22 protein-coding genes and 1 tRNA gene are annotated in these 21083 nt (G+C 56.7%); 15 read left to right on the plus strand and 8 right to left on the minus strand.

From position 1 onward, the window contains the following. Window positions 1-478: 478 nt before the first annotated feature. The 4 genes from Q1B13_RS12360 (at window position 479) to Q1B13_RS12375 (ending at window position 4414) form a co-directional block, all read left to right on the plus strand. Window positions 479-1228, plus strand: a complete 750-nt coding sequence (locus tag Q1B13_RS12360; protein WP_299081008.1) for a carboxyltransferase domain-containing protein — start codon at window positions 479-481, stop codon at window positions 1226-1228. Continuing rightward, window positions 1225-2223: a biotin-dependent carboxyltransferase family protein gene (locus tag Q1B13_RS12365; RefSeq protein WP_299081006.1), complete on the plus strand. Its 999-nt coding sequence runs from the start codon at window positions 1225-1227 to the stop codon at window positions 2221-2223. The genes Q1B13_RS12360 and Q1B13_RS12365 overlap by 4 nt, the downstream gene beginning before the upstream one ends. Before the next feature lie 12 nt (window positions 2224-2235). Then, complete coding sequence (locus Q1B13_RS12370; RefSeq protein WP_298935193.1) at window positions 2236-2997, plus strand: 5-oxoprolinase subunit PxpA; 762 nt, start codon at window positions 2236-2238, stop codon at window positions 2995-2997. 169 nt (window positions 2998-3166) lie between these two features. Further along, window positions 3167-4414 carry a hypothetical protein gene (locus Q1B13_RS12375; protein WP_299081003.1) on the plus strand — a complete coding sequence of 416 codons (1248 nt, stop codon included), beginning with the start codon at window positions 3167-3169 and terminating at the stop codon, window positions 4412-4414. A gap of 145 nt (window positions 4415-4559) precedes the next feature. Here Q1B13_RS12375 and Q1B13_RS12380 read toward each other — a convergent pair whose 3' ends face one another. Next, on the minus strand, window positions 4560-5954 hold the full coding sequence (locus Q1B13_RS12380; RefSeq protein WP_299081000.1) for a D-alanyl-D-alanine carboxypeptidase family protein: 1395 nt from the start codon (window positions 5952-5954) through the stop codon (window positions 4560-4562). A gap of 280 nt (window positions 5955-6234) precedes the next feature. After that, entirely contained in the window at window positions 6235-6936 is a 702-nt protein-coding gene (locus Q1B13_RS12385; RefSeq protein ID WP_299080997.1) for an HAD family hydrolase, read from the minus strand. Between the two features lie 93 nt (window positions 6937-7029). Here Q1B13_RS12385 and clpS point away from each other — a divergent pair, with 93 nt between their 5' ends. The 4 genes from clpS to hemF are packed head-to-tail and all read left to right on the plus strand — an operon-like array spanning window position 7030 to window position 10114. After that, window positions 7030-7371: an ATP-dependent Clp protease adapter ClpS gene (gene clpS, locus Q1B13_RS12390; protein ID WP_298935197.1), complete on the plus strand. Its 342-nt coding sequence runs from the start codon at window positions 7030-7032 to the stop codon at window positions 7369-7371. A gap of 49 nt (window positions 7372-7420) precedes the next feature. Then, window positions 7421-8386, plus strand: coding sequence for a class I SAM-dependent methyltransferase (locus Q1B13_RS12395; RefSeq protein WP_299080994.1), 966 nt, complete (start codon window positions 7421-7423; stop codon window positions 8384-8386). A gap of 37 nt (window positions 8387-8423) precedes the next feature. Beyond that, the gene (locus Q1B13_RS12400; RefSeq protein WP_299080991.1) at window positions 8424-9224 is read left to right on the plus strand and encodes an SDR family NAD(P)-dependent oxidoreductase; all 801 of its coding nucleotides are present in this window, start codon (window positions 8424-8426) and stop codon (window positions 9222-9224) included. 5 nt (window positions 9225-9229) lie between these two features. Further along, on the plus strand, window positions 9230-10114 hold the full coding sequence (gene hemF, locus Q1B13_RS12405) for an oxygen-dependent coproporphyrinogen oxidase (RefSeq protein WP_299080988.1): 885 nt from the start codon (window positions 9230-9232) through the stop codon (window positions 10112-10114). A gap of 3 nt (window positions 10115-10117) precedes the next feature. Here hemF and Q1B13_RS12410 read toward each other — a convergent pair whose 3' ends face one another. From Q1B13_RS12410 to modA, 4 genes are all read right to left on the minus strand, one after another. Then, on the minus strand, window positions 10118-10528 hold the full coding sequence (locus tag Q1B13_RS12410) for a hypothetical protein (RefSeq protein ID WP_299080985.1): 411 nt from the start codon (window positions 10526-10528) through the stop codon (window positions 10118-10120). 108 nt (window positions 10529-10636) lie between these two features. Beyond that, the gene (modC, locus tag Q1B13_RS12415) at window positions 10637-11737 is read right to left on the minus strand and encodes a molybdenum ABC transporter ATP-binding protein (RefSeq protein ID WP_299080983.1); all 1101 of its coding nucleotides are present in this window, start codon (window positions 11735-11737) and stop codon (window positions 10637-10639) included. After that, window positions 11734-12426, minus strand: a complete 693-nt coding sequence (modB, locus tag Q1B13_RS12420; protein ID WP_299080981.1) for a molybdate ABC transporter permease subunit — start codon at window positions 12424-12426, stop codon at window positions 11734-11736. The genes modC and modB overlap by 4 nt, the downstream gene beginning before the upstream one ends. A gap of 5 nt (window positions 12427-12431) precedes the next feature. After that, window positions 12432-13211, minus strand: coding sequence for a molybdate ABC transporter substrate-binding protein (gene modA, locus Q1B13_RS12425; RefSeq protein ID WP_299080978.1), 780 nt, complete (start codon window positions 13209-13211; stop codon window positions 12432-12434). 129 nt (window positions 13212-13340) lie between these two features. On the opposite strand from modA, the gene Q1B13_RS12430 reads away from it, so the two are divergent. The 4 genes from Q1B13_RS12430 to Q1B13_RS12445 all read left to right on the plus strand — a co-directional run bounded on the left by Q1B13_RS12430 (window position 13341) and on the right by Q1B13_RS12445 (window position 16023). Then, entirely contained in the window at window positions 13341-13493 is a 153-nt protein-coding gene (locus Q1B13_RS12430) for a hypothetical protein (protein ID WP_299799824.1), read from the plus strand. Then, window positions 13465-14718 carry an aminotransferase class V-fold PLP-dependent enzyme gene (locus Q1B13_RS12435; RefSeq protein WP_299080975.1) on the plus strand — a complete coding sequence of 418 codons (1254 nt, stop codon included), beginning with the start codon at window positions 13465-13467 and terminating at the stop codon, window positions 14716-14718. The genes Q1B13_RS12430 and Q1B13_RS12435 overlap by 29 nt, the downstream gene beginning before the upstream one ends. Window positions 14719-14800: 82 nt before the next feature. After that, window positions 14801-14876: transfer RNA gene (locus tag Q1B13_RS12440), tRNA-Val, on the plus strand. 148 nt (window positions 14877-15024) lie between these two features. Next, window positions 15025-16023: a LacI family DNA-binding transcriptional regulator gene (locus Q1B13_RS12445; protein ID WP_299080972.1), complete on the plus strand. Its 999-nt coding sequence runs from the start codon at window positions 15025-15027 to the stop codon at window positions 16021-16023. Here the strand turns inward: Q1B13_RS12445 and Q1B13_RS12450 are convergent, their stop codons facing one another. After that, a complete protein-coding gene (locus Q1B13_RS12450; RefSeq protein WP_299080969.1) occupies window positions 16024-17157 on the minus strand; it encodes a Gfo/Idh/MocA family oxidoreductase in 1134 nt (377 codons plus the stop codon). 38 nt (window positions 17158-17195) lie between these two features. After that, window positions 17196-18299 (minus strand): Gfo/Idh/MocA family oxidoreductase, encoded by a 1104-nt coding sequence (locus Q1B13_RS12455; protein ID WP_299080966.1) that lies wholly within the window; start codon window positions 18297-18299, stop codon window positions 17196-17198. A gap of 115 nt (window positions 18300-18414) precedes the next feature. On the opposite strand from Q1B13_RS12455, the gene iolC reads away from it, so the two are divergent. From iolC to Q1B13_RS12470, 3 genes are read left to right on the plus strand one after another with little or no spacing between them, the layout of a single operon-like run. Continuing rightward, window positions 18415-19395: a 5-dehydro-2-deoxygluconokinase gene (iolC, locus tag Q1B13_RS12460; protein ID WP_299080964.1), complete on the plus strand. Its 981-nt coding sequence runs from the start codon at window positions 18415-18417 to the stop codon at window positions 19393-19395. 9 nt (window positions 19396-19404) lie between these two features. Further along, window positions 19405-20241, plus strand: a complete 837-nt coding sequence (locus Q1B13_RS12465) for a 5-deoxy-glucuronate isomerase (protein ID WP_299080959.1) — start codon at window positions 19405-19407, stop codon at window positions 20239-20241. Then, window positions 20238-21077 carry a class II fructose-bisphosphate aldolase gene (locus Q1B13_RS12470; RefSeq protein ID WP_299080955.1) on the plus strand — a complete coding sequence of 280 codons (840 nt, stop codon included), beginning with the start codon at window positions 20238-20240 and terminating at the stop codon, window positions 21075-21077. The genes Q1B13_RS12465 and Q1B13_RS12470 overlap by 4 nt, the downstream gene beginning before the upstream one ends. Window positions 21078-21083 lie beyond the last annotated feature (6 nt).

Below are 21083 nucleotides of genomic sequence, written 5' to 3' on the forward strand. Positions count from 1 at the left end.
CCGTCAGCGCCGTCTCAGCAGCGCCGGTGAAGGGGGTTCTAAGTACTACTGACAAAGACCGCAAGCAGAAAAAGACATCCTGATCATCTTTTTTGCGTTACTAACTTTATACTATCAAAAACAACAGGTTGAGCGGCACAAAACAACAAACCTTCGCGCGGGTTTCCCCCAAAAAGTCCAAGAAGACAGACGACTGATCCATGCTGTCTAATGGCCAGACACAATATATAGACAATTGGCGGAGACCCTGTACTAGTGAATACGACTCAAATCGGCAAATTGATTCACGTTAAACCGGTATTTCAGACCAGCTTCGCTAATTCGTGCCCATACAATCGGATCATAATCCAAACACCGAACGCTCGCCCCAGCTTCCCGGCTTTACGAAATCATCAAGCATGTATTCCCGGCCTTGCGCATCTGAACTGGATACGATCTGGTTCCCGCACGAAACCTACCGACCTGCAGTGGAACGCTCATGACCGTCGCTGATACTTTTCCTTTGGTTCGCACCGTTGGCTTTGATGGTGCTTTGGTGACCTTCGCCAACACAATGACCGAAGACGCAAACCGCGCCGCCCTGGCGTTTCGGGCAGAAATTGAACAGCTGCGATGGGACGGTGTGACCGAAACATCGGCCACACTGGGATCCGCCTATATCCGGTTCGATCCACAGCACCTGACACATGCGGAAATCAGACTGCGCCTTCAGAGCCTGCTGGAGCAGCAGAACTGGTACAGCGCGCCTCTGCCCGAAGGGCGGCGGCTGTGGCGCGTGCCAACGGTCTATGGAACCGATCTGGCGCCCCAACTGAAGGAAGCCGCAGCGGCAGCCGGGTTGGATCCGGAGGACGCAGTTCAGCGGTTGAGCACAACTCGGGTCCGGGTTCTGACTATCGGGTTCGCTCCGGGACAGCCTTATCTGGGTCCGTTGGGTCCTGAGTTTGACATCCCCCGCTTGCAGGACCTTACGCCGATGGTGCCCGAAGGGGCGTTGGTCTTGGCAATCTCGCAGTTTGTTCTGTTTTCCGGCCCTACGCCAACCGGCTGGCGGCATGTTGGGCAAACCGCGTTTCGGTGCTTTCGCCCGGAAATGGAGCAGAGCTTTGTCCTGAAACCCGGCGATGAAATGATATTCGAACCAGTCTCGCCCGATGAACTGGATCAGATCCGGGCGAACAATACCGATGGGACAGGTGGAGCGACATGTGAGGAGATCACCGCATGAGCTTGACGATCCACCGCATCGGCCCGGCATGCACCATTCAGGACCAAGGCCGGCCTGGATTTCAGGATCAGGGTTTGTCCAGATCAGGGGCAGCCGACGTTCTGGCCTTATATGAAGGGGCTGCACTGCTGGGACAGAGCCCGGACTGTGCGGCATTGGAAATGGCTGGGCTTGGCGGAGAATTCGAGGCAACCCTACCCACTCGCATTGCGCTGACAGGGGCACCCATGCAGGTCACGCTAGACGGCAGCCCGGTGCCCTGGAATGCCTCGCATCAACTGGAAGCAGGCCAGCGCCTGGCGATCGGCGCGGCATTGCAAGGCAACTACGGATATCTTCACGTGGGCGGCGGCATCCAATCCGAGGTGCTTTTGGGATCACGCTCGACCCACCTGACGGCCAAAGTAGGTCGGGCAGTGCAGGTCGGTGACGTGTTGGCGGTCGGAGCAGATTCGGGCCATACAGGACTAAAACTAGCCCCGGCCGAGCGGTTTTCGGGCGGTCTGCTTCATGTGGTTGCCAGTTTTCAAACGACACTGTTCGACGACAAAACGCTGCATCGTTTCGCGCAAACCACGTTTTGGCGAGGCACACGCGCAAACCGTATGGGCATGCAACTTGAAAGCGACGGCGACGGTTTTGCTGCCAAGGGTCAGTTGAACATATTGTCCGAGGTGATCACCCCCGGTGATATTCAGATGACCGGCATCGGAAATCCGTTCATCCTGCTGCCTGAATGCCAGACGACGGGGGGGTATCCTCGGATCGCAACGGTTCTGCCATGCGACATGGCGCGTGCAGCACAAACACCGGCAGGTGCCGCGATCCGCTTTGAGTTTGTGACGACGGATCAGGCGATGGCGCTTCAGTCCGCCTTCGACGTTGAGCTCGCACGCCTGCCCGGCAAGGTCGAACCGCTGTTGCGAGACCCGCATGACATCCAGGACCTGTTGTCCTACCAATTGATCGGTGGAGTGATCTCTGCCAACGACTAAGGAGAGTTGCCGATGCCCCGCGTCGATCTGAATGCCGATATGGGTGAAAGCTTTGGCCCCTGGACCATGGGTGATGATGAAAGCCTGCTGAAGATCATAACCTCTGCCAATATCGCCTGCGGATTTCATGCCGGCGATTGGGATGTGATGGCCAAAACGATGGCGTTGGCCGCTGAAAACGATGTGGGTATTGGCGCGCATCCGGGTTTTCCAGACCTGCAAGGGTTTGGCCGCCGCAACATGAAAGTGCCACATGCGAGCCTGCGCAACCTGGTGCGATATCAGCTGGGTGCGGCGCAAGGCATGGCGACTGCTGTCGGGACAAAAGTGCGCCACCTGAAATTGCATGGCGCCTTGGCCAATATGTGCTCGGTCGATATCGACATGGCGCGCGCATGTTATCAGGGCGCGCTGGATGTGAACCCCAACATCATCATCATGGTGTTGGCCGCCACTAAACAGGAAGACGCTGTAGTAGAGCTAGGGTGCGAATGGGTCGGCGAGATCTTCGCGGATCGCGCATATAACGACGATGGCACTCTGGTCGATCGCAACCTGCCCGGCGCAGTTATACATGATCCTGAGATCGCCGGCCCTCGTATCCTGAACATGGTTCGCGAGGGGGCAATCATAACCGAAAGCGGCAAGCGACTGGAAACATCGATCGATACGATCTGCCTGCACGGCGACGGGCCAACTGCAGTTCAAATCGCCCGCTCGGTCCGCGAAAACCTGATCGAAGGCGGCGTCGATGTGACGAAATTCACCCGATAGTCATCTATCCGCAATCAAACCTGATCATTTTCTTTCTGTTGCCCGGACAGTGTTCTGACCCTAGCATGCCTGCAAGTGCATGTTCTCAATACTGTAATTTTAGCAACTCAACGCGTGGACAGATGCCCGGCCATCTCAATCCCAGCCAGTTTTGCACAAGGAGGCAAATATGTCTTTCGACCTGATGTCCTACGAACCGCGAGGCGACAAGAAGAACTCGGACTTCTTCGGTGAATACCTCCCGAAAATCTACGAAAGACGCAACAGTTCGGGTATTGCGGAACTGGTCGGCCCAATGCGGGCAATTGTGATGCAGGTTGAAGCCGGGGCTCTGTTCGACACCATGGTCGAGCTTTATGTAATGACGCCCTATCGCCATTCAGCCAGCTATCTGGGACGAACGCACAAGTTTTCGGTGATGCACTCGCACGCCGACTACCCGGCGTTGATCCTGATGGCACCCCTCAGTGACACGTTCGAGGATTTCATCCCGCGCATCAACCGCATGTACCCGCTGGCGCGCAAGACGCCTCAGACCCGATATGTGGGCGAGATCTTTGCTGCGACGGATTTGAATAATCTGAGTAAAACGCTCGAGGATCAGAACATCCGGTTCGAATACAGCGGCGATACCGAAAACCCTTTCTACACGCTGGATGGGTTCCGCTTTACGACCCCATCCGATTTTACCTGCAATCGGGTCGGCTATTCGACGCTAGATTTCAATGACACCGACAGCCTTGGACTGGGCGACCGGGTATTGCTGAGTGATACAGAACAAGCGCGATTGGTTCAGGCGGCAGCCTTCAGCACCGACAGCAAGATCGCCCCGCTTATGCTGGGCATCGACCACCTCGCCACACGGGTTCTGGCCGGAGAGCGCGAGGATGCGATCCTCGAATTTCTGACAATGGTGCCTTACTACTTTTGGGGGGCGTACAACATATTCGACATGAACTCGTCGACCAATGTGAACCGCAACCCAAACGTGGATGATGACAAGAAGTCCCCGGCCAAGGTGTTCACAGCCAACAATACACCATCCTTCGTGAATTCATTCGCAAAACTGCCGATGCCAACCGAGGATTTCGTGCGCAATTTCGGACGCCGTCTGCATCATATGGCGGTCGAGATTTTGGATGGCGATCACGGCGCCGGTGAAAAGAACGTCGATTTCGTGGTCAATACGCTCAAAGACGAAGGCGTCCCGTTTCTGGCTCATGTGGTTGGTGAATGCAAAGATGATCCGAACCTGAAACAGATCTTCTCAAAGCACTCAAAGAACACGCTGCTGATCACTGAGTATATCGAGCGCTGTCACAAGTATGACGGGTTCTTCACCAAGGATAATGTCGCTGCTCTGACTGCGGCTGCAGGTCAAGATGAGCAGTATCAGCATGGCCACGTGTTTGACTGAGGCAGCAAGAGAAACTGTCTGATCAACCGTAGAAAGCTATGCTGGGGTGCTTTTTTATTGTGCAGGCTCTTTCCGGGTTCTCACAAAAAAAACGGCTGCGAAATCTCTTCCGCAGTCCAGATCCAGTCAGGAGAGTCGTCGGGCCTTATGATGGTCCGATCATGAAACACGTTACATTTCGAGCGCTGAGGCGGCGGCAAGCCAGATCAGCCTGTTCGCGTGTCATGCCCTGAAAAGTTGCATCAAACCCGCGTGAGCTTTGGTTCACTTTGCGCAGTGTGCCTTCCAGCGTGGTCATTTCCGACAGCGCTGTTTTCAACAAAACTTTCTCGGCCTCATAGCGCGTTGTGTAGCGTCCAACGTTGACGCCCCACAGGTGCCCACCTGAGGTCGATAACCGGGTGACGATTTCCTGCTCGGGCGCAGGCTGCTTGACCGTTTCAGCCGCAGCCAAAACCAGGTTTTCAGGCCGCAAAGCCGGACGCGTGTCCGAGCTATCGACCGGAGGTGCGGTTGGTGCAATATCGGCTTCTGCCATAGCGGCCGCGATACCGCTTTGGATGCGGTCACGATCTTGGTTCGCCGTATTGACAACCGCGCTTGCAACCTGGGTCGCAGCGCTGGGACGCACAATCGGACGCAGGCTTTTCTTGGGCGCGCCAGTCAGACGCGCAACTTGCGTTGTTCCGCCAAGGCCAGTGTTCCCGGCATAAACCGGGCGCCCGGGTTTGCGGATGGGTGCGCGGGACGGTGCTCGACGAAAACCCAGATCCAACAGCTCTGCCACTTTGGCGTTGCGCGACGCACCTGACTTACCGCCAAACACTGTCGCAATGATACGTTCGTTCTTACGCTTGGCTGACGCTACAAGATTGAATCCCGCAGCCCGTGTATAGCCGGTTTTGATCCCGTCCGCGCCCCTGTAGGCCGCCAGCAGACGGCGATTGGTATTGGGAACAGTTTTGATCCCCGCATGGGTCGATTGGCGCGAAAACAGGTTGTAGTATTGCGGGTAGTCATAAAGCAAATGACGCCCCAGAGTTGTCATATCGCGCGCTGTCGACAAGTGTCCCGACTCGGTCAGACCGTGCGCGTTCTTAAAGGTCGTCCGGCTCATCCCCATTGCTTTGGCAGTGCGGGTCATGCGACGTGCAAAAGCTGCCTCGGACCCGCTGATTGCGATACCGATGGCGGTCGCTGCATCGTTAGCGGACTTCACCGCGGCCGCGCGAATCAAGTAACGAAACGCGATAGTCTGGCCAGACCTCAGGCCCAGTTTCGACGGCGGCTCTGCCGCTGCTTTCTTGGTAATGCGAACCGGCGTATCCAACGTGATTTCACCGTTTCGGACCGCCTCGAATGCGATGTACAGCGTCATCATCTTGGTCAGGGATGCAGGATGGAGCCGCGTATCGGCATTGCGAGAATGAAGCACCTCGCCTGTCCTCGCGTCGATCACGACCGCTGCGTAAGGTGCAGCAAAGCCTTTGAGTGGCACAAAAAATATCAGCCACAACAATGCTATAAGGAATAAGCCCATTCGGGCCGGAACTGTCCGCCGAACCTGCACGATTTTTGCCTCTGTCTGCCTCAAGCCGCCGGGTTTTCCCGGTCAGCAAAATTTATTTTGTTAACGATAAGGCTAACACACAGGTCCCATGAAATAAACCGAAAGCTGGGGTTTTTGCAGTTTCGTTTGGCCGCTTTTCACACGCTATATCTGGCCGTTTTTTTCCCCACAAACACCAAATGGGCTATTTTCGGCGCAGTGAGGCTATTTTCGAAAATGGAATTTTTGGAACTGCGGCGGAATAGCCACATCACTCTAGCGTACAAATAAGACCTTCCAATTCGCTCAGATCATCCAGCGCTCGGAATCGCGGATTATCCTCTGGTGTTTCGGCATGTTCGACCTCCCAAACCAGGCCATGTGGCACGTAAACACCCCAGCATCCCGCCTGAATCGGCGCGACGACATCCGAGCGCATTGAATTGCCAACCATCATCGAGGCCGCAGGCCCATCCCCGTGGTGGTCAAAGATCGTCCGATAGACGTCCGGTGTTTTCTCGGACACAATCTCAATCCCATCGAACAGATCGCCCAATCCCGATTGCGCAAGTTTGCGTTCCTGATCGATTAGGTCGCCCTTGGTGATCAGCACCACGCGATGAGAGTTTGAAACGCTCTCGATCGCTTCGCGCGCAAATGGCAACAATTCGATCGGATGGGCCAACATATCTTGCCCCGCGTCGATCAACTGACGAATGACCGAGGCTGGCACACGATCTTCCGTAACCTCGATAGCGGTTTCGATCATCGACAAAGTAAACCCTTTGATCCCGTACCCGTAGTGCCGGATGTTGCGTTTTTCTGCCGCCAGAAGACGCTCCATCAAGTGGTCCTGTTCGGCGTGATCGGCAAGCAACTCGGCAAAATAAGCCTGGGTCAGCTGAAAGAACCTTTCATTGTGCCAAAGGGTATCATCAGCGTCGAACGCGATTGTTGTAAGCTTAGTGTTCATTCCGATTTCGTTCGCTTGCTCTTTTCACTGGCCACGCCCACGTTATATAAGCGCACAGATAATCCAAATGCCTGAATCGGACAGTTGCACAAGATGCTGGAAAACCAATGGATGATGTCTGACAAACCGGACGGCGACGATGACGCGTCCGTTCTGGTTCAGACGCGCCCCAAGACCAAGCGTCCGCCGCTGTATAAGGTGTTGTTGCTGAACGACGACTACACACCAATGGAATTCGTGGTGCACGTGCTGGAACGGTTCTTTGGAATGACCCACGCCGAAGCGTTCGAGATCATGTTGACCGTTCACAAAAAGGGCGTGGCAGTGGTGGGCGTTTTCAGTCACGAGATTGCAGAAACCAAGGTTGGTCAGGTGATGGACTTCGCCCGCCGGCACCAGCACCCTTTGCAATGCACAATGGAACGCGAAGAATAACGCGTTTCGGGGCAATTTACCCCATGCTCACCCTTAGCTGGAATTGTCCATGTCCCCTCGCCTAGATCTTGTCTTGCAAAGCGGCCTGACGCTGTCACAGCCGCTGACGGTAATTGGCCCAACTCCGGAACACGACCTCTCATCTCTGCCGCGTGAAACGCAGGTAGTACAACCGTTCAAACCGTTTCACGATCACTTTGCAGCGCAGGGGTTTGATGTCGCCCCTGTTGCGCAAGACCGCTGCCAGAGCGCAATCCTGTTTCTTCCTCGGGCGAAAGCACTGGCCCGTGCGATGATCCAACAGGCTTGCAGCCGTACGGAGGGTTTGGTTGTCGTTGATGGTGCCAAAACCAACGGTGTGGACAGCATTATGAAGGACATCCGCAAACGGGTGTCTATTGAGGGACCGATTGCCAAAGCGCATGGCAAGATTTTCTGGTTCCAGTCTGATCCAGAAGCCTTCCAGGATTGGGCTGCGCCGGACACTCAAACCGCGGACGGATTTCAAACCGCTCCCGGCGTGTTTTCGGCGGATGGAATCGATCCGGCGTCATCCCTGCTTGTACGAACTCTACCGACAAAACTAGGAGCCCGGGTGGCCGATTTGGGCGCGGGTTGGGGATACCTAAGCGCCCAGTTGCAGGACCACGACAGCATCAAGGCATTGCATCTTGTCGAAGCAGATCACGCCGCACTCGAATGTGCTCGGGTCAACGTGCCGGACCCCCAGGCGCAGTTTCATTGGGCGGATGCGGTCATCTGGAACAGCCCCGAGCCCATCGATACCGTGGTGATGAACCCGCCGTTTCATACAGCGCGCAGCGCTGATCCCGCCCTAGGCCAGGGTTTTATCGCGGCGGCAGCCCGCAACCTGACCCGTAATGGTGATCTGTGGATGGTTGCCAACCGTCACCTGCCCTATGAGGCCACGTTGAACGATGTATTCGCGCAAGTCCAAGAGGTTACAGGAGACAATCGCTTCAAGGTGTTTCACGCCTCTCGCCCTCGGCGATAAGGCCCGCTAACCTGCCCTTCAACTCAGGAGGATTCGGATGTCCTTTTCCATCACTGGCAAAACAGCAATTGTGACCGGCGGCGCCAATGGCATTGGTTTGGCCATCGGGCGTCATTTCGCGGATGCCGGGGCGAATGTCATGTTTGCGGACATGGATGAGAAACGACTGGCGGAAGAGTTGGGTGAGCAGGCCGATGATAGCAACATCCGATATTTCGCCGGAGATCTTCGGGAAAAACTGACCATAGCCAATTTGCTTTCGGCCACATTGGATGCATTCGACCAGGTGGACATCCTTATCAACGGCTCGCGGCAGGTGATCCCGTCCGACCCGCTGGACACCGATGACGACTCGGTTCGCACGTTGTTGAACCAGAACCTGATGCCCGCTTTACGGCTTAGCCAACTTGTCGCAAAACGCATGATCAAGCAGTCAGATGAAGATGACGAAGGCCCGGCGGGATCAATCATCAACCTGTCTTCAATCGCCGCCCGACGCACGCATCCTGACCTGATGGCATATTCGGTTTCCACGGCCGCGCTGGATCAGATGACCCGGTCGCTGGCCGTCGCATTTGCACCAAGCCGTATCCGCGTGAACTCGATCGCGTTGGGATCAGTCATGAGTGCATCTTTACAGTCCACACTGAAAGAGAACCGCGATTTTCGCGACGATATCGAAAAACACACGCCACTGGCCCGCATCGCAGCCCCGAACGAATTGACCGAAACGGCTCAATTCCTAGCCTCGGACGCTGCCGGGTTCATCACCGGTCAAATTCTGACAATTGATGGCGGCCGCACCCTGCTGGACCCCGTCGCAGCCCCAGCACATTGATCCCTATGTTCGACACCGAGAAATCCACCGCGTCCGCCTGGTTCCGGGAACTGCGTGATAATATCGTTGCGGCGTTTGAAGCCCTGGAAGACAGTCACGACACCGGCCCGTTCGCGGATGCCGAAGCCGGCCGTTTCGAGGTCAAGGAAACCAAACGCCAATCCGAGGATGGATCAGATGCGGGCGGTGGCCTGATGTCCGTCATGCGCGGCGGGCGCGTGTTTGAGAAGGTCGGGGTCAACGTCTCGACTGTCTACGGCACGTTGGGTGAGCGGGCCCAACGCGCCATGGCCGCGCGCAAGGGCATTCCCGGCATGACCCAAGATCCTCGGTTCTGGGCCTCGGGTATCAGCCTTGTTGCCCATATGCAGAACCCCCATGCGCCAGCCGTTCATATGAACACACGCATGTTCTGGACCCCGCATGCCTGGTGGTTCGGTGGCGGATCAGACCTGAATCCCTGCATCGAGTACGATGATGACACGGTGCATTTCCACGCCACTCAAAAAGCTCATCTGGAACCACATGGGCCGGGACACTATCCGCGCCTGAAAGACTGGGCAGACGAATACTTCTACATCCCACATCGTAAACGCGCACGCGGCGTCGGCGGGATATTCATGGATGACTATTGTACCGGGGATTGGCAGAATGATTTTTCTCTGACGCAGGATATCGGCAGGGCATTCCTTCCAGCCTACCTGCCATTGGTGGAAAGGCGCCGCGGACACAGCTTTTCGGACGCTGACAAGACGACGCAACTGGTACATCGCGGCCTTTACGCCGAATACAACCTTGTCTACGACCGGGGCACGAAGTTTGGGCTGGAAACCGGCCATGATCCGGACGCTGTCCTGATGAGCCTACCGCCGATGGCCAAGTGGATCTGAACCTCAGAAATCAAAATCCATGAAGTTATCATAGCAGTAGTTTTGCGCCGAGATTGCCGACATGTTTTCGCCCACGCGTTTGACGGTGATGGAATAGCCGGGATTGGTATCGGTCCCTTCGGGCGGGGTCAGTGAGAACTGAACTGTCCTAACCCCGGGCTCGTAGGCTCTCGAGATATAGATGCGTTGAGAATTCGGAACGCGCAGCGTTCGGATCGCGTAATCCCCGATCCCACACCAATAGTTGACCGCTGCAGACGACCCCTTGGCTTTGACTTCGTAGATTCCGTTTTGCAGTGGCGTGATTTCGGTTTTGAATTGCGGCCTGACACTCAGGCCAAAGCCCACGGCCTGTGCCAAACCGGGCGTTATCAACAAAACCGACAGCGCAGCTAACCTGAAAAATTGCATCATAAAAAAATCCCAGAATATATTATCCAACCCCTTACAACATAGGCTTTGCCACTTCTGAGTAAAGCCGCTTACCCAGCCGATTTGCCGGATCAGAAGATCAATATGGGTTCACTCGTTGGAGATTATCCGGCCACCTACATCCTGCGGCGCAAGCGCAACGGTCTTGATGACCGCGTGGCACGGCGCCCCTGCCTCAAGCCCCAGCGCGTTGACCGACCGGCGCGTCACACGTGCCAGGACGATTCCGGCAGGCGTTTTCACCGAAACGATGGCCCCAGGCCCGTCGCCGGACCGGATGGAGTCGACAGTGCCGCTTAGAACATTCAGGGCAGACAGACCTTGTGGTGGCGTCTTCGACAGGATCACTTCCTGAGCTGGAATTCGAATGCGCAAGTCTTCCCCTAAATCGTGCGAGATCCGAGGAAGAAAAAGCCGCGCGCCGTTCGCGTCCAACTCGGTCAACCCGTCGTCATGATGCGCCAGCACCCTGACTTTCAACACTGCCCCAATTGCGCGCACACCGGCAGGTGCAACCGAAGGATCCGCCAGTACGTCAGCGGCCGGGCCCTGTCGCACAACTTTGCCGTCCTGCAATGCCACAACCGATGTCGCCAGCCGCGCCACCTCGGCCGCCGCGTGGGTAACATACAGAATTGGCACTGAAACCTCGTCCCGCAGTCGTTCAAAATACGGGAGAATTTCGGCCTTTCGGGCGTCGTCCAATGCGGCCAGCGGTTCATCGGCAAGGATCAGACGCGGGCTGGCCAAAAGGGCGCGACCAATGGCAACGCGTTGTTTTTCACCACCCGATAGCCGCGCCGGACGACGATCCAGCAAATGCCCGACCCCTAGCATCTCGATCACCTTGTCCGGGTTTTCACGGCGTGCGTTCTTTGGGGCGAACCAGCGCCCATAGGCGAGGTTCTGGCGAACATTAAGATGCGGGAACAACCGTCCTTCCTGAAAAATGTAACCCAACCGACGTTTGTGTGGCGGCAACCATTGGTGCTGCTCAATATCAAACAGAATCCAATCATTCACTGCGACGCGCCCGGCCTCGGGCCTTAGCAATCCCGCTACTGCATTGACGATGGTGGTTTTACCCGAACCCGACCTGCCGAACAGAACGGTCACACCCGGTGGCGCATCGAAACTGAGGTCCAGATCGATCCCTGGCAGGCGGTGTTGCAAACGCACAGAAAGGCTCATGTTCCGGCCACCCGTGCTGCGGCGCGACGTCCGACATATTCCGACAGAAGCAGCGCACCCATGGCAATGATGATCGAGATGATGACCAGCCGCGTGGCTGCGGCCTCACCCCCAGGCACCTGCAAAAACGCATAGACGGCCGATGGCAGCGTTTGCGTCTGGCCGGGAATGTTTGACACAAAGGTAATCGTGGCTCCGAACTCTCCCATCGCTTTGGCAAAGGCCAGAATAGCACCGGCAGTCACGCCCGGCAGGATCATCGGCAAGGTCACGGTCGCAAAGACCATAGCGCGCGATGCGCCCAGCGTCGCACCGGCCTGTTCCAGTTTTGGGTCAACCGCCTCGATCGACAGCCGGATCGCCCGGACCATAAGCGGAAATGCCATTATCCCTGCGGCCAGAGCGGCGCCCGTCCAGCGAAAGGCCACAACGATTCCAATTTCGCCCAACAGACGACCCACCGGCCCCTGGATGCCAAACGTCAGCAACAGCAGATAACCGGTAACCACCGGCGGCAGGATCAGGGGCAAATGCACTAGGCCATTCAGCACCTGCCGGCCCGGAAACCGCCAGCGAGCCAGCGCATAGGCAACGAAGATACCAAATGGCAGCGTCGCCAGCGTGGCCCAGAACGACACCCTCAGGGACAGTTTAAGCGCCTCTATCTCGGCTGGACCCAACCCATCCATCCCTGTCACCCGCCCGGCAGGGTAAAACCCTGCTCAAGAAAGACCGACGTAGCAGCATCGGATTGCAGATGGCCCAGAAAGGCTTTTGCATTGTCACCCGCCGACAACGTAACCGCAGCAGGGTAGATAATCGGCGGATGCATATCGGCCGGGATCGTGCCGACAACGCTGACCCGCGTTTCGGCGTTTGCATCTGATCGGTACACAATGCCAAGCGGTGCGGCACCGGTTGCCACAAGGGCCAAAGCGGCGCGTACGTTATCGGTCTGCGCGACCTGATCCTGCACAGCGCTCCATACTCCCAGCCGCTGCAAAGCCGCCTTGCCATACACTCCGGCGGGAACCGCATCGACCAAACCCATGGCCAGATACCCGCCGTCCAGCACCGAGAGCAGATCATACCCCGGCGTGATCTGACCAACCGAAGCGCGACCCGCAGCACCGATCAGGACCAGCCCGTTTCCCAACAAATCCACGCGCGATGTTGCATCGATCTGTTCTGCATCCTGAAGCAGATCCATCCAATCAGGGTTTGCCGAAATGAACAGATCCGCTGGCGCGCCCAGCTGTATTTGCCGCGCTAAAACCGATGAGGCTGCGTAAGACACAGTTATGGTCTCATCCATCTGCAGTTCATATTCCGCTGCAATCTGATCCAAAGCTGTCTTCAGGCTGGCAGCTGCAAATACCAAAATCCCCTCGGCCCCGGCCCGGATCGGGGCCAGCATCGTCGCGCCAAGAACCAGTGCCGCGATCAGAGATCTGCTGGCGGAGGATAGGGTCATGTGCACTCCCGGCTGGAACACTGCAGTCCCTCCGGGAATATCGGAGGCCTAAGGCGACACGCAAGCGCCTTTCAATGTTCATACCAGTGAAGAATTCGAAAATCACAGAAAATACAATGAAGTCAGCTATTGAGCATCTTCTCCGCCATAGCGATTGCCACGGGTGTCGCATTGGGTATTGATCTCGCAGAATGCCCCGGACAAAGCTTAAGCAAAGCGTCACGCGTCAGCCACAGGAAACAGGACACCGAATATGCTGCAGGAAACACCCGGTTTGATTGACGCCATACGGGCCCGTTTTGCCCATGTCGAAAGCTGCCCGTTTCAAGGCAAACGCATCTTTTTCGAGAATGCTGGCGGGGCACTGACGCTGAACTCTGTCGTCGAAACCTCCGCTATATTTGCCGCAATCCCCGACAATCAGGGGCGTGATAATACCGCCAGCCACGCGTTGGTCGACATCATCGACAAGGCCAAATCAGATCTGTCGGTGTTCATGAATGCCTCGTCGGGGCAGTTCTTTGTGGGGGAAAGCGGAACCGAGCTGCTGTTTCGCATGATCCGAACCGCCTGTGTCAACGCGCCCAAGGGAAGCAAAGTCATTGGCAGCTCCATTGAACACCCTGCCAGCCGCAGCGCCGCGCGCCGCTGGGCGGAAGTTGCCGGTCTGAACTATGTCAGCGTTCCACATTGTGACGCGACCGGTCTGGTGACCGCCGAAGACTATGGCGCGCTGATGACGCCGGATGTCTCGGTGGCAACAATCTTACATGGATCGCCTGTGACCGGGATGGGTATGGATGTCGCTGCAATTTCCCGCGCCATCCGCGATGTTGCGCCCGACTGTTTCATCATTGTGGACGGCATTCAACATGCAGCCCACGGCCAATTGGACATAGACAGCTACAATGTCGATGGCTACGCGATTTCACCCTACAAAGTGTTTTCGCGACATGGGTATGGCATCGCGTGGATTTCGGACCGGTTGACCGCCCAGCCCCACGACCAGTTGATCGACGCCCCTGCCGACGGCTGGGAATTTGGCACCCGAGACACGGGCGCATATGCGACGATGTCCGATGTGGTCACCTATTTTGACTGGCTGGGCAGCCAATTGTCCGACACCACCGACCGCCGCGCCCGGATTGAGGTAGCAGGCCACGCGATTCACGCCTATGAAACCCATCTAACGAGCGCAATGATCAACGGAACTGGAAACCTGCCCGGTCTGCGCGATATGGACCACATCAGCATACTGGCAGGGCCGGACAACCCAGCCCGAGAGGGTCTGATCTCGATCACAGTGCGCGATCTCCCATCAGCCGAAGTGGTGACCCGGCTAAACGAACAGGGCATAAGGACACACACACGCAAAGCCGATCACTACAGTGGAAATGTGCTGACCCCACTGGGTCTAAGCGATTGCATCCGGATTTCGCTGTGTCACTACAACACGGAGCATGAGGTCGCCCAACTGCTGGCCGCTTTGAACGATATGGCGAACTGACCCGACAATCGCCAATTGAGCGCAAGAAATTGTTCCAGACCCTCTTGCGTCCGCGCGCAGGCTTGGCTACATGCACCGTCACGGGTGATTAGCTCAGTTGGTAGAGCGCTTCGTTTACACCGAAGATGTCGGGAGTTCGAGTCTCTCATCACCCACCATCCCCTTATGGATACAAGTATCTGCGCCGGGCCAGAGCTCAGCAGCTCAAGTTGCAACCGGTTGCAACCACAGGGCTATGGTGCATAATGTTCCTGCCATGAAAATACCAACAGTCAAACTGCCCCTCAAACCAACCGTGCAACGCCCATGAGTGTCACCCTAAAAGACGTTGCAGCCCTTGCTGGGGTATCGCGATCAGCGGTTTCGCGCACCTTCACCGAAGGCGCGTCGGTGTCGGCCAAAACCCGCAGCAAGGTAGAAAAGGCAGCGCACGAGCTTGGATACAGCCCGAATGCGTTGGCCTCCTCGCTGACGACGGGACGGACGAAGCTGATCGGGTTGATTTCCAACAACTTTCACAACCCTATTTTCCTTGAGGTTTTCGATCAGTTCACACGCGCCTTACAAGAGCGAGGCTTGCGCCCTCTGATCGTAAATCTGACCGACGAAACCGAACCGGCAAATTCGGTTCGGATGTTACGGCAGTATTCGGTCGACGCCGCCATCGTTGCATCTTCGACGTTACCGCCAAGCTTTGCAAAGGCTTTCCACGATGCGGGCGTGCCTGTGGTCCATACGTTTGGGCGGTCAGCCACGTCGCCCGAGGTGCATGTGGTCGGGATCGACAATGTCGAATGCGGCCGCATGGCGGCGCGAGAGTTGCTGGCCCGAGGCTATAAGCGCGTGGGATATCTGGGCGGCCCGAAGAATGCGACCTCGGCACTCGACCGGTATCGTGGTTTCATGGAAGAATTGGCGAACCATCCGGAAATCGGCGTCACCCACTGTTTTGCCGATGCCTATTCGTTTGAAGCCGGTCGCGCGGAGATGCTGCGGTTTCTGGAAGACACAACAGCCCAAGCCTATTTCTGCGGTGATGATATCCTGTCGGTTGGCGCGCTGTCAGCGCTTAAGGATCACGGGCTGCAACCGGGCCAAGAGATCGGAATCATCGGTCTGAATGACATGGAGATGTCCCGTTGGGAAAGCGTCGATCTGACGACGATTCATCAGCCAATCAAGCAGATCATCACCTCATCTGTGGATCTGATCGAGGAAATGCTGAAAGAGCCTCAGCGCTATCCTGAGGCACGTATTTTTCCCTGTCGTGTGATCGAACGGGGCACATTACGGCCCCGCCCCTGATCATTGGAACATCGGCGGGCGCGCATCTTTCCATGCGCCATCCTCATTGCCCGACGCCACTGCCGCATGAACTGCAGCGATAGATCGAACACCATCCGACGCGCCGGGCAATCCGTCGCGGGTTTCGCCCCGGATCGCATCAGCTAAATCGCAGTAGATGTTGGCGACCGCCAGCGGAAACCCTTCGGGATGCGCAATGGCAACGCGGGACAAGCGCTGAGCTTCATCATGCAGGCCACCTTCGCCCTTTTCGATGATCTGCGTCCGACCTCCGACGGGTGTGTAGATCAATTGGTTGGGTTGCTCGGATGCCCAGCGCAGCCCGCCGGTTTCACCAAAGACCTGAATGTCGAAGCCATGTTGGCGCCCGATGGCTACGGATGAGGTCCACAGCCGCCCGACCGTGCCGCCCTCCATACGGAAATTGATCATCGCATCATCTTCCAGTTCGCGGCTGGAAATGGTCGAGGCCATATCAGCTGACAGCGACTTGACCTCGTCATCGCAGATGAAGCTGGCCATGTGCAAGGCGTGAATCCCGCAATCCGCAAACTGGCCCGATACACCGGCCATTGCCGGATCATACCGCCAACGAACGCGTGGATTGTCGGCATCCGTGGCGTCACCGTGGTGACCGTGGCTGAAATTCGTGACCACCAGACGCACCTTGCCGATCTCACCGGCACGCACCATTGCCCGCGCTTGACGGATCATGGGATAGGCCGAATAGCAGTAGTTAACAGCACAGATTTTCCCCGAAGCTTCGGCAACGCGGACAACCTCTTCGCCTTCTTCCACGGTCATCGTCATCGGCTTTTCGCACAACACGTTGAAGCCAGCTTCAAGAAAGGCCTTCGCAATCTCGAAATGGGTTGAATTCGGCGTGGCGATGGTAACCAGATCAATCCGGTCCGAGCGGCTCTGTTCGCCTGCCAGCATCTCTTGCCAACTGCCATATGCGCGATCTTCGGCGACACCCAGTCGCTGGGCGTATTCGCGGCCAACGTCGGGGCGATGATCCAGCGCACCTGCGGCGAACTCGAACATCCCGTCAGCAAGAGCACCTAACCTATGCGCGGGTCCGATTTGACTACCTTCACCACCACCGATCATGCCCCATTTCAGCTTTGCCATGGTCTTCGTCTCTCTTCAGAATTTCATTGGTACTGCGATTAGAAATCGCTGATCTCTTTCCACTGCCGCTGTTCTGACGAAGCCAGCGCGGCCGCCAAAACGCGGTTCACCTCATGCCCATCGCGGAATGTCGGCCAGATCGCTTCGCCAGAGTGGATGGCTTGCAGGAAATCCTTAGCCTCTATGATGATCTGGTCCTGATACCCGGTGCCATGCCCAGGCCCCTGGCAAAACGGCTCATAGTCAGGATGCGCAGGACCGGTCAGGATTTTGGTAAACCCACGTGACGCCTCTGGCCCCTCACGCCGATACAACCAAAGGGCGTTCTGATCTTCCTGATCAAAGCGAATGCCGCCTTTGGTTCCTGAGATTTCATAGGCGTAGCCCATCTTACGTCCGGTCGCGACGCGGCTGAAATACAGATTGCCCATCACGCCATTTTCAAAGCGGCACATCATCTGGGCATGATCATCATTTGTCACATCTCCACCGGGCCGGGTCTGGTGCACGGTTTCAACATCCGCCATGACCTGCGCAATCGGACCGATCAGCGCCAGCGCGCCATTGACCATATGTGGGGCAAGGTCCCCGATGGTTCCGTTCGCCATTCCAGTTGTGCGCCACGTCGCAGGCGTTTCTGGGTCCGCATAGAAGTCTTCGGTATGTTCGCCCCGAAACCAGGTGACATCGCCAATCTCGCCTGTGGCAATCAGCTGACGCGCGTATTGGCTGGCTGGCGTGCGTATATAGTTGAACCCAACCATGTTGATCACGCCTGCCGCCTCGGCCGCAGCTGTCATCGCAAGGCTGTCATCCAACGAAGCACCCAGTGGTTTTTCGCATAACACGGGCTTACCGCAAGCAAATGCCGCCTCGGCGATCTGTCGGTGCGTTGACTGGGGCGAGGCAATGATGATGGCTTCGACCCCCGGATCATCTACCAGTGTACGCCAGTCGTCAGTCGCGCGCGCAAATCCATAAGCTGTCCGATACCTCTCGGCGCTTTCGGGCGTCGAGGCACAGATCATCTCCAGCCGAGGACGTAGTGCTGTGTTGAACACCGCGCCGACCGCTGACATAGCGACGGAATGAGCCTTGCCCATATAGCCGCCACCTACAATTCCAATTCCGATTTTAGGCATCTTTGGCGGCTCCGAACATATCATTTGCAACCGGTTGCAAAATCAGTATCGTGTGAATCGATCAAACGCAAGGTCCAACCGACTTTGCCCACCCCAATTTGCCGGAGGATATGAGTTGAGCGCTTTGATAGACGGTATCAAAGGAAACCGTTTCGCCGTATTGGGGCGCGCTGGCATGGATCTTTTTGCCGATCCCATTGGTACCAAAAGCGAAGATGCCGATACGTTCCGTGCAGATCTGGGCGGGTCTTCCGCCAATATCTGCACTGGTCTGGCCAAACTGGGCAGTCAGGCCTCGCTGATCACCTCAGTTTCAGATGATGCAGTCGGACGGTTTTGCATGAACAAGCTGGAACACTATGGGGTGGATACGTCGCTCATCCGCGTCGTGGGTGGCGAATATCGTATGTCTCTGGCTGTCTACGAAAGCCGGATCGACGACTTTCAGAACGTCATCTACAGAAACGGCGCGGTCGATTTTCAGGTGACCGAAGAAGACATGGATAAGGTCGACTATAGCTCTTTCTCGGCGATCATATCGGCAGGAACAGTTTTTGCTGCCGAACCGTCACGCAGCGCCACCTTTCGGGCCTTTGAGAACGCGCGCAATGCAACGTTGCCGATCATCTTCGACATCGACTACCGTCCCTATAGCTGGCCGTCGCCCGAGGTCGCCGCTGACGTCCTGTCCCGCGCGGGTGAAGCCAGTGACCTGATCGTCGGAAATGATGAAGAGTTCGGGTTTATGGCAGGTGGAGTCGACAAGGGTTTTGCCAAAGCAACGGAGCTGGCGGAAAAGCCGGGCCGCATCGTCATCTACAAAATGGGCGAAAAGGGTGCTGTTACCTTAGCCGATGGCCAAGAGATTCACACCGGCATCTACCCGATCGACGCCGTTAAACCCAATGGCGCGGGCGACAGTTTCATGGCCGGTTTGCTGGCCTCAATCGCAACAGGGCATTCTTTGGAGGACGCGGTCATGCGTGGGTCGGCCTGCGCATCCATCGTCGTGTCACAACCCGGCTGCGCCCCTGCCATGCCCACAACATCTCAACTGGACGCGTTTCTCGCCGCCCACCCCGGTCCGACCCGATAGGAGTTTCCCATGCATATCGCGCCCTACGACAATCAGAACAAAGCCATCGTAGATGCCGACGATCCAACGGTGCCGCTGAACTATTTCAACATCGTCAAACTGAAAAAAGACGAGGTGTTCGAATATCAGGTGCCCGGTTATGAAACCTGCATCGCACCTGCAACCGGCAGCGTCGATGTCGACGTAGAAGGGGTTCAGTTCCCCCGCCTTGGCAATCGCGGCGAAGATGTCTGGGATGGTGAACCCGAAGGGGTTTACGTTCCGGTTGGGGCAAAGGTTCGGCTGGTTTGCATCTCGGACAATACCGAGGTTTTTATCGCAGGCGCCAGATATGACAAAGTGCTCGACCCGTTTGACGTCCGCGAACATGATCTGGTTCAGTATGGTAGCGACGACACTAAAACCCATCGCAAAATCAAACACATCCTAGGCCAGAAACAACACGAAAAAGTCGGGCGCCTTTTGGTCAGCGAGTTGTTCACCGTCGGTCAGGGTGGCTGGTCCGGCTTTCCCAGCCACAAGCATGACACCAATCGCTTGCCGGATGAAACCCGACACGACGAAACCTATAACTTCCGGTTCAAACCCAACTGGGGATCCGGCCTGCAGATGCTGCAGCGCGAGGACAACGAACCAGGGGATGCCTATCACATCGTTGACGGGTCTACGATCTGCATCGACAAAGGCTATCACCCCTGCTGCGTGCTTCCGGGGTACGAGATGTACTACTTCACAATCCTCGGCGGCCTGAGCCAACGATCATTGGTGCAGTACTTCCAACCTACCCATGCCTATCAGATCGAAACGATCCCGGGCATCAAAGACATGATTGCAAAGTTCAAATGACCCTCGTCACGCTCAAAGACGTTCTGACGCCCGCTTATAATCAAGGTTATGCTGTTGGCGGCCTGGTGACGCTCGGTTGGGAAGACATGCGCGCCTATGTGGCCGCTGCCGAGGCCGAAAATGCACCGGTTATATTGCAAGCAGGTCCCAGTTGCCGGGAGCACACGCCGCTGCCAGTCCTGGGTAAGATGTTCCGCCATCTGGCCGACAACGCATCTGTTCCCGTGGTTGCCCATCTGGATCATGGCTATACGTTCGAAGACTGCAAAATCGCCTTGGACAGCGGCTTCACATCTCTAATGTTCGACGGATCTCGAAAACCCCTGCAGCAGAATATTGACGAAACCGCGGCAATTGCCGAGATGGCCCATGCGGCGGGCATCTCATGCGAGGGCGAGGTCGGGTTCGTTGGCTATTCCGGCGGAGAAGGATCCAACGGCACCGACCCCGCCGAGGCCGCGCAGTTTGCGAAGGAAAGCGGTGTTGATGCGATGGCCATTTCGGTTGGCAACGTCCATCTGCAGGAAAACAAGGAAGGCGGGTTGGACGAAGACCGCATCCGCCAGATTGATACCATGACTGAGGTGCCATTGGTGATCCACGGCGGATCGGGTGTGCCAATCGAACAGCGCACCCGACTGGCGCGCGAAACGTCAATCTGCAAGTTCAACATCGGGACCGAGCTGCGTATGGCCTTTGGTGCAGCCCTACGTGACGCCGTCAACCAAGACCCGAGCCGATTTGATCGCGTGACGATCCTGAAAGAGACCCACGCCCCCGTTGAGGCTGCCGCCCGTGCGGTCATCCGTGCATTTGGAGCACCGCCACAAGGTTAAAAGACG

The sequence above is a fragment of the uncultured Ruegeria sp. genome, assembly GCF_947489545.1.
In the GTDB taxonomy this organism is placed as follows: Bacteria; Pseudomonadota; Alphaproteobacteria; order Rhodobacterales; family Rhodobacteraceae; genus Ruegeria.

Coding starts and splice junctions, on each gene's coding strand:
- Q1B13_RS12370 (WP_298935193.1), top strand. CDS start 2,236: ATGCCCCGCGTCGATCTGAATGCCGATATGGGTGAAAGCTTTGGCCCC.
- Q1B13_RS12450 (WP_299080969.1), bottom strand. CDS start 17,157: ATGGCAAAGCTGAAATGGGGCATGATCGGTGGTGGTGAAGGTAGTCAA.
- Q1B13_RS12455 (WP_299080966.1), bottom strand. CDS start 18,299: ATGCCTAAAATCGGAATTGGAATTGTAGGTGGCGGCTATATGGGCAAG.
- Q1B13_RS12375 (WP_299081003.1), top strand. CDS start 3,167: ATGTCTTTCGACCTGATGTCCTACGAACCGCGAGGCGACAAGAAGAAC.
- modC (WP_299080983.1), bottom strand. CDS start 11,737: ATGAGCCTTTCTGTGCGTTTGCAACACCGCCTGCCAGGGATCGATCTG.
- Q1B13_RS12410 (WP_299080985.1), bottom strand. CDS start 10,528: ATGATGCAATTTTTCAGGTTAGCTGCGCTGTCGGTTTTGTTGATAACG.
- Q1B13_RS12385 (WP_299080997.1), bottom strand. CDS start 6,936: ATGAACACTAAGCTTACAACAATCGCGTTCGACGCTGATGATACCCTT.
- modB (WP_299080981.1), bottom strand. CDS start 12,426: ATGGATGGGTTGGGTCCAGCCGAGATAGAGGCGCTTAAACTGTCCCTG.
- Q1B13_RS12400 (WP_299080991.1), top strand. CDS start 8,424: ATGTCCTTTTCCATCACTGGCAAAACAGCAATTGTGACCGGCGGCGCC.
- Q1B13_RS12395 (WP_299080994.1), top strand. CDS start 7,421: ATGTCCCCTCGCCTAGATCTTGTCTTGCAAAGCGGCCTGACGCTGTCA.
- clpS (WP_298935197.1), top strand. CDS start 7,030: ATGCTGGAAAACCAATGGATGATGTCTGACAAACCGGACGGCGACGAT.
- Q1B13_RS12360 (WP_299081008.1), top strand. CDS start 479: ATGACCGTCGCTGATACTTTTCCTTTGGTTCGCACCGTTGGCTTTGAT.
- Q1B13_RS12435 (WP_299080975.1), top strand. CDS start 13,465: ATGCTGCAGGAAACACCCGGTTTGATTGACGCCATACGGGCCCGTTTT.
- Q1B13_RS12380 (WP_299081000.1), bottom strand. CDS start 5,954: ATGGGCTTATTCCTTATAGCATTGTTGTGGCTGATATTTTTTGTGCCA.
- Q1B13_RS12470 (WP_299080955.1), top strand. CDS start 20,238: ATGACCCTCGTCACGCTCAAAGACGTTCTGACGCCCGCTTATAATCAA.
- modA (WP_299080978.1), bottom strand. CDS start 13,211: ATGACCCTATCCTCCGCCAGCAGATCTCTGATCGCGGCACTGGTTCTT.
- hemF (WP_299080988.1), top strand. CDS start 9,230: ATGTTCGACACCGAGAAATCCACCGCGTCCGCCTGGTTCCGGGAACTG.
- Q1B13_RS12365 (WP_299081006.1), top strand. CDS start 1,225: ATGAGCTTGACGATCCACCGCATCGGCCCGGCATGCACCATTCAGGAC.
- Q1B13_RS12445 (WP_299080972.1), top strand. CDS start 15,025: ATGAGTGTCACCCTAAAAGACGTTGCAGCCCTTGCTGGGGTATCGCGA.
- Q1B13_RS12465 (WP_299080959.1), top strand. CDS start 19,405: ATGCATATCGCGCCCTACGACAATCAGAACAAAGCCATCGTAGATGCC.